Source organism: Terrisporobacter petrolearius (assembly GCF_020748185.1).
GTDB lineage: Bacteria > Bacillota > Clostridia > Peptostreptococcales > Peptostreptococcaceae > Terrisporobacter > Terrisporobacter petrolearius.
In genome coordinates this window covers 21299-27709 of sequence record NZ_JAHZMO010000044.1, presented here as the reverse complement: position 1 = coordinate 27709, position 6411 = coordinate 21299, and the positions used below count along the sequence as shown (strand labels likewise).

Sequence of the window (6411 nt, the reverse complement as noted above, 5' to 3'; positions counted from 1 at the left end):
TATTACCTTTGTACTTAACCTTATACCAACCAGAAGTAGATTTATCAACAACCTCGATAGTAGTATTTTTAGGAATAGTTTCTATAATACTAGAAGAAGTAGAAGCACTCTTTCTAAAGTTAACATTGGCAGAAGTAACCCCTTTTTCAGAAGAAGAAGGAGGAGGAGTATTATCATCGCCGCCACTGCCATTTAACTTGACATAGTCCTTAGAAACATACCCAGTATTACCTTTGTACTTAACCTTATACCAACCAGAAGTAGATTTATCAACAACCTCGATAGTAGTATTTTTAGGAATAGTTTCTATAATACTAGAAGAAGTAGAAGCACTCTTTCTAAAGTTAACATTAGCAGTAGTGACACCTTGATTTCCAGAAGGTGTACTTGGCTCTTCACTACCTGAGCTACCACCAAAAGTTTTTAAGCAAGTGTAATTCATATCTACATATCCACTTATACCAGGCACAGAACCTTTTTCTGAGTATTGCCACATGGAATAGGGCTTTCCGAAAGTATTAGTTGAAGAATATTGAGCCACCCATAAATTATTAGAATTAATAAGGTCGGAAGTAAAGTATGTACTACTAAAATCTTTATTAGTATATATACCTGAAGTATATCCTTTGGACTCTACCTTATTAAGAAAAGAAGTAGCCATTCTAGATGCTAGATCCTTTGTTACTTTCACGCCATTGTTATTTGCATATCTAACACTATCATATTCAAAATCGAAAAAGACTGGGTATGTAATGCTACTTTTATAAGGTGATATAGCATTTAAGCAGGCTTGAGCTTCAATAGCAGCATTATTTGGAGTAGTAGCATAACTAAACCAGTACACACCTATTTTAAGTCCAACACTTTTTGCACCTTCAATATAAGTTTTGAATTTTGGGTCTATAGTAGAAGTCCCATATCCAGCTCTTATAATAACGTAGTCAACACCAGAATTTTTTACACTTGTCCAATTTATGTTTCCGTTCCATTTACTTACATCTATACCTTTTTCAATTGGGTTTAACCTTAAATAAGATGCTTGTACATATCCTTGTTTACCTTTGAAATCAACTTTGTACCAATCACTACTTTTACCTAGTATTTCAACAGTTTCATTAATTTTTAATGTACCAATTGCACCATTTGAAGTAGATGGCCCACTTCTTACACTTAGAGAACTTGCTGTTACACTTCCGCTACCTATAGCCTTTGAGTTAGACAAAGTTGCCTTTTGAGGAGAAAAAGCACTTCTATTAGACATAAAAGCTCTAGAAGTACTTTCTCCTATGTTACCCATACTATAAGTTTTGTTTGCTTCAGGGTCCGGTTGATACTTAGGTGACTCTTTGGAATCTTTGTTTTGAGAATTTGCACCTACTTTTATTTGGAAATCATCATCTGATAAAATAGTAACGTCCATATCTGATTTTGATTTAATTGAATCTGCATTTGCTATTGTCATTAGATTCTGAGAAGTTATAGCAATACCTAAGGACACGGCTAAAAGAGATTTGTCTTTTTTATTCATATTAATATTTCCCCCTTTCAATTAGAATAAATTACCATAAATGTAAAATATATAAATTATATAATAAAAGTATATGGTTTCGTCTAAATAGTTCAAAAGTTAACCTTTTATTTTTGTACCTATTTTATTTTACGGATGTTTTAGGTATTATTTTAGCGAATAACTATATTTTATAGATTGTATACTTTATATTTTCAACATTACAAAAACGTAATGATAATGAAATATACATACATATTTAAAAAAACAAAAGGTGTATATAATAAAAGACATGAAAGATAAATCGAGGAGGGTTACTTAAGGATGAAAAATATATTAAATGTTGAAAAAATAGAAAAATACTATGGAAATAAAGATAATGTTACAAAAGCCATAGACAATATAAGTTTTAAAGTTAATGAAGGAGAATTTGTTGGGATAATGGGGCCTAGTGGAAGTGGTAAAACAACACTTCTTAACTGTATCTCAACAATAGATACTGTTACAACAGGAAGCATAATAATAAATGATAAAGATATTACAAGATTAAAGTCTAAAAACTTAGATAAGTTTAGACAAAATGAGTTAGGATTCATATTCCAAGACTTTAACTTATTAGATACATTAACTGCTTATGAAAATATAGCATTGGCGTTAACAATAAAAGGAGAAAAAACTTCTGAAATAGATGGAAAAATAAAAGAAGTAGCAAAATATTTAGAAATTGAAAAAATATTAAAACAATACCCTTACCAAATGTCTGGTGGACAAAAACAAAGGGTAGCATCTGCTAGAGCAATAGTTACAGACCCATCATTAATACTTGCTGATGAACCAACAGGAGCACTTGACTCAAAATCTGCAAGACTATTATTAGAAAGACTAGAAAGTCTTAATCAAGAGTTAAATGCAACTATATTGATGGTTACTCATGATGCTTTTACAGCAAGTTACGCTCACAGAATTTTATTTATAAAGGACGGAAAAATTTTCACAGAATTAGTAAGAGGTAAAGATTCAAGAAAAGAGTTCTTTAATAGAATAATGGAAGTTATTACTCTAATAGGAGGGGATGACAATAATGTATTCTAAGATAGCATTTAAAAATGTTAGGAAAAGTTTTAAAGACTATAGCATATACTTTTTAACTTTAACACTGGCAGTTTGTATATTTTATAGTTTTAACTCTATTGAATCTCAAAAAGCCATGGTGGAGATTTCTTCATCTACGGGAGGTTATATAGATACTCTTACTAGATTAATTTCAGGAGTATCAGTATTCATAGCATTTATTTTAGGTAGTTTAATTCTTTATGCTAATAATTTCTTAATAAAAAAGAGAAACAAAGAGCTTGGAATTTACATGACTCTTGGTATGTCAAAAAACAAAATTTCTAAAATATTAATATTAGAAACAGTAATTGTAGGTGTATTTTCACTAATAAGTGGGTTAATTATAGGTCTTATAGCATCACAAGGATTATCAGTACTTGTAGCCAAACTATTTGACTTTAAAATGTCTGGCTATAGTTTTATAATTTCAATGCCAGCAATAATAAAAACAATTATATACTTTGGCATAATGTTTGTTCTTGTTATGTTATTTAACTCTTTTGTAATATCAAAATATAAAATAATTGATTTACTAACAGTAGGAAGAAAGACACAAGAAATAAAATTTAAAAATCCATTTGTATATTTAATTACGTTTATTTTATGTATTGCATCTTTAGGAACTGCATATAAGCTAGTTTTAGATGTGGGATTAAATATAACAGACTCTAGATTCCTTATATCTATAGGGCTTGGTATAGTTGGAACAGTTTTATTCTTCTTCTCTTTAGCTGGATTTATTTTATATGTGGTGAAAAAGAATAAAAACGTGTATTTCAAAGGTTTAAATATATTTGTTGTAAAACAAATTAATAGTAAGGTAAATACAAACTTTATATCTATGTCAGTAATTTGTCTAATGTTATTTTTAACAATAGGAGTATTATCAACAGGATTTAGTTTGAAAAATGCTATAGAATCAGGGCTTAAAGGGGCTACACCATTTGATGCTACTGGACAGATGTATGTAAATGAAGGCGACAAAATTGAAGATATAAAAAAATCTTTTGACTCTATGGGAATTAAATTTGGTAAAGATGACAAAGTAGCTTATTACAATGAATATATTGACGAAACATTAATATCAGATGTTATACCTTTAAATAAGGATGTTAAAGAAATAAATCCTGAAGTATCATATGTGAAAATTTCAGATTACAATAAAATTAGACAATTGAATAATGAAGATCCAATAAACTTAAAAGAAAATGAAGTATTAATAATGTCAAACTTTTCAAAAATGATTCCTTCCATAGAAAAGTATATGGAAAGTAATGATACTATTAAAATTAAAGGAAAAGAATACAATATAAAAGATAAAAAAATAATAAAAGAAAACTTACAAACAGTTTATATGCAAAATAATCTTTTTACTATAGTGGTAAATGATAATCTTTGTAATGGCAAAACTATATCTTCAAGCAATGTAAATATAAATTTTGCAAAAGGTGATGCACAACAAAGTGAAGAAAAGTTTTTAAAGGATTTGGAAATATATAATGGTTCAAATATAGATTATGGCAAAGTAGGATATGTACGTGGATATACTAGAGATTCTATTTATAAAGAAAGTAAAGGAATAACAACTACAATATTATTCATAGGAATTTATATAGGAATAGTATTCTTAATCAGTAGTATGGCAGTTCTTGCCCTTCAACAATTAAGTGAGGCAAGTGATAGTATAGAAAGATATGTATCATTAAAAAGACTGGGAGCAAGTACAAAGAGCATAAACAAAACAATATTTGTGCAAACTCTTGTTTACTTTAGTATACCTGTGGGACTAGCTTTAGTTCACTCAGTTGTAGGTATACAAGTAGCAAATACATTTATTTCAATGTACAACCAGCCAGATATTGGAGGATCATCTCTTGTAACAGCAGGAATATTCTTTATCGTATATGCAATTTACTTCTGTATAACTTATAGTGGATACAAAAACATAGTAAAAAATAATATATAAATTAAAAAAATCTATTTAAAGTAAAAAAATCTACTTTGAATAGATTTTTTGGTATAATTATACAAATAATAATTAATGAGTAATTTATATATTTGTATAAAATAAGTATATAAACTAAGGAGGGATAAAACCTATGGAAAAAATAATAATTATTGAAGATGAAGAAATAATTAGAGAAGAATTGAAAAACTTCTTAGGTAGATATGGATATGAAGTAGTAGCACCTACATCTTTTGACAATGTGGTGGAATTTATAATACAGGAAAATGCCAACTTAGTTTTGCTAGATATAAATCTACCAGTTTTCGATGGATATTACATATGCAGAGAAGTGAGAAGAGAATCTGATATACCTATAATAATCGTAACAAGTAGAGATAGTGACATGGACGAGCTTATGAGTATGAACTTAGGAGCAGACGATTTTGTTACAAAGCCTTATAATACACAAATACTACTGGCAAGAATATCAGCATTACTAAAAAGAAGTGGGTCAATAGCAGCTAATAGTAGCATTTTAACATATGGAGATTTTCAACTAAATCTATCAAATGCAACTATTACCTACAATAATAAAGAAATAGAACTTACTAAAAACGAAGTAAAAATACTTTCATATTTAATAAATCACAAGGGAGAAATAGTATCTAGAGAATTACTAATGGAGTACTTGTGGAGCACGGACTATTTTGTAGATGATAGTACTTTGACTGTAAATGTAACAAGACTTCGTAAAAAATTAGAAGAGATAGGGATAGAAAATGTAATAGAAACAAGAAGAGGATTGGGGTATATAATGCCATGAAAATGATTGATTACATAAAAGATAAGGTACTTTTTTTAGCTGTAAATCTAATGTTTTTTATACTTATTTCATTGTTTATGGGTTTTGCTAAGGCAGCTCCAGTTATAATTTTTCTTTTATTTTGTATATGGTTCCTTCCATTAATAACTTATATGTTGCTGGAGTATATAAAATATAAAAAATACTTTAATAACATAGAAACTATCTTGGAAAACTTAGACAAGAAGTATTTGTTGCCTGAAGTAATAGATGATGCAAATTTTATGATAGGAGAAGAAATAAATGATATCTTAAAAGAACTAAGTAGAGATATGCATGAAAATGTTAAGTACTATAAAAACATTCAAGAAGAATACAGAGAATACATAGAAATGTGGGTTCATGAAATTAAAACACCAATAGCATCTTCAAAACTATTAATAGAAAATAATAATAATGAAATCACAAGAAAAATTAATATACAAATGGATAGAATAGAAAACTTTGTGGAGCAAGTTCTATATTATTCAAGAAGTGACGAAGTAGGCAAGGATTATATTATAAAGAAAGCAGAATTATCTCAAGTTATAAAAAATGTAATTAAAAAAAATCAAAGAGATTTTATAAGCAAAAGAATAAGCTTACAATTAGATGATATTAATGAAATTATTTATTCTGATACAAAATGGGTTGAGTTTATATTAAATCAAATAGTAGGAAATGCTATTAAGTACTCAAAAGGAACAGAAGATAAAATAACAATTAAATCTAAAAAACTGGGAAGTTCAATAGTGCTAACAGTTCAAGATAACGGTGTTGGAATAGTTGAACAAGATATAAATAGAGTGTTTGAAAAGGGATTTACAGGAGAAAATGGTAGGAAGTTTGGAAAGAGTACAGGTATAGGTCTGTATTTATGCAAAAAACTATGTGTGAAACTTGGACTAGGTCTGCAGATTGATTCTAATATAAATGAAGGCACAAAAGTAAGCATAATTTTCCCCATAACAGAAAACCTAGTAGAAAAATAGAAAGGATGTA

At 28.4% G+C, this 6411-nt stretch carries 5 protein-coding genes; 4 read left to right on the top strand and 1 reads right to left on the bottom strand.

Annotation, left to right across the window (positions count from 1 at the left end; translation table 11 throughout):
* The coding region (locus K0040_RS16910) for an SH3 domain-containing protein (RefSeq protein ID WP_228109915.1) at window positions 1–1528 on the bottom strand (1528 nt) is incomplete at its 3' end.
* Between the two features lie 303 nt (window positions 1529–1831).
* Between K0040_RS16910 and K0040_RS16905 the strand changes: the two genes are divergently transcribed.
* The 4 genes from K0040_RS16905 (at window position 1832) to K0040_RS16890 (ending at window position 6401) form a co-directional block, all read left to right on the top strand.
* Window positions 1832–2599: an ABC transporter ATP-binding protein gene (locus K0040_RS16905; RefSeq protein ID WP_228109914.1), complete on the top strand. Its 768-nt coding sequence runs from the start codon at window positions 1832–1834 to the stop codon at window positions 2597–2599.
* Window positions 2589–4586 carry an FtsX-like permease family protein gene (locus K0040_RS16900; protein WP_228109913.1) on the top strand — a complete coding sequence of 666 codons (1998 nt, stop codon included), beginning with the start codon at window positions 2589–2591 and terminating at the stop codon, window positions 4584–4586. Before K0040_RS16905 ends, K0040_RS16900 begins: the two co-directional genes overlap by 11 nt.
* Window positions 4587–4719: 133 nt before the next feature.
* On the top strand, window positions 4720–5391 hold the full coding sequence (locus K0040_RS16895) for a response regulator transcription factor (protein ID WP_228109912.1): 672 nt from the start codon (window positions 4720–4722) through the stop codon (window positions 5389–5391).
* Window positions 5388–6401, top strand: coding sequence for a sensor histidine kinase (locus K0040_RS16890; RefSeq protein ID WP_228109911.1), 1014 nt, complete (start codon window positions 5388–5390; stop codon window positions 6399–6401). The genes K0040_RS16895 and K0040_RS16890 overlap by 4 nt, the downstream gene beginning before the upstream one ends.
* The last annotated feature ends 10 nt before the right edge of the window (window positions 6402–6411 follow it).

What these genes read in the sequence shown, in the direction of transcription:
- K0040_RS16905 (WP_228109914.1), top strand. Translation starts at nt 1,832, where the DNA reads ATGAAAAATATATTAAATGTTGAAAAAATAGAAAAATACTATGGAAAT.
- K0040_RS16900 (WP_228109913.1), top strand. Translation starts at nt 2,589, where the DNA reads ATGTATTCTAAGATAGCATTTAAAAATGTTAGGAAAAGTTTTAAAGAC.
- K0040_RS16895 (WP_228109912.1), top strand. Translation starts at nt 4,720, where the DNA reads ATGGAAAAAATAATAATTATTGAAGATGAAGAAATAATTAGAGAAGAA.
- K0040_RS16890 (WP_228109911.1), top strand. Translation starts at nt 5,388, where the DNA reads ATGAAAATGATTGATTACATAAAAGATAAGGTACTTTTTTTAGCTGTA.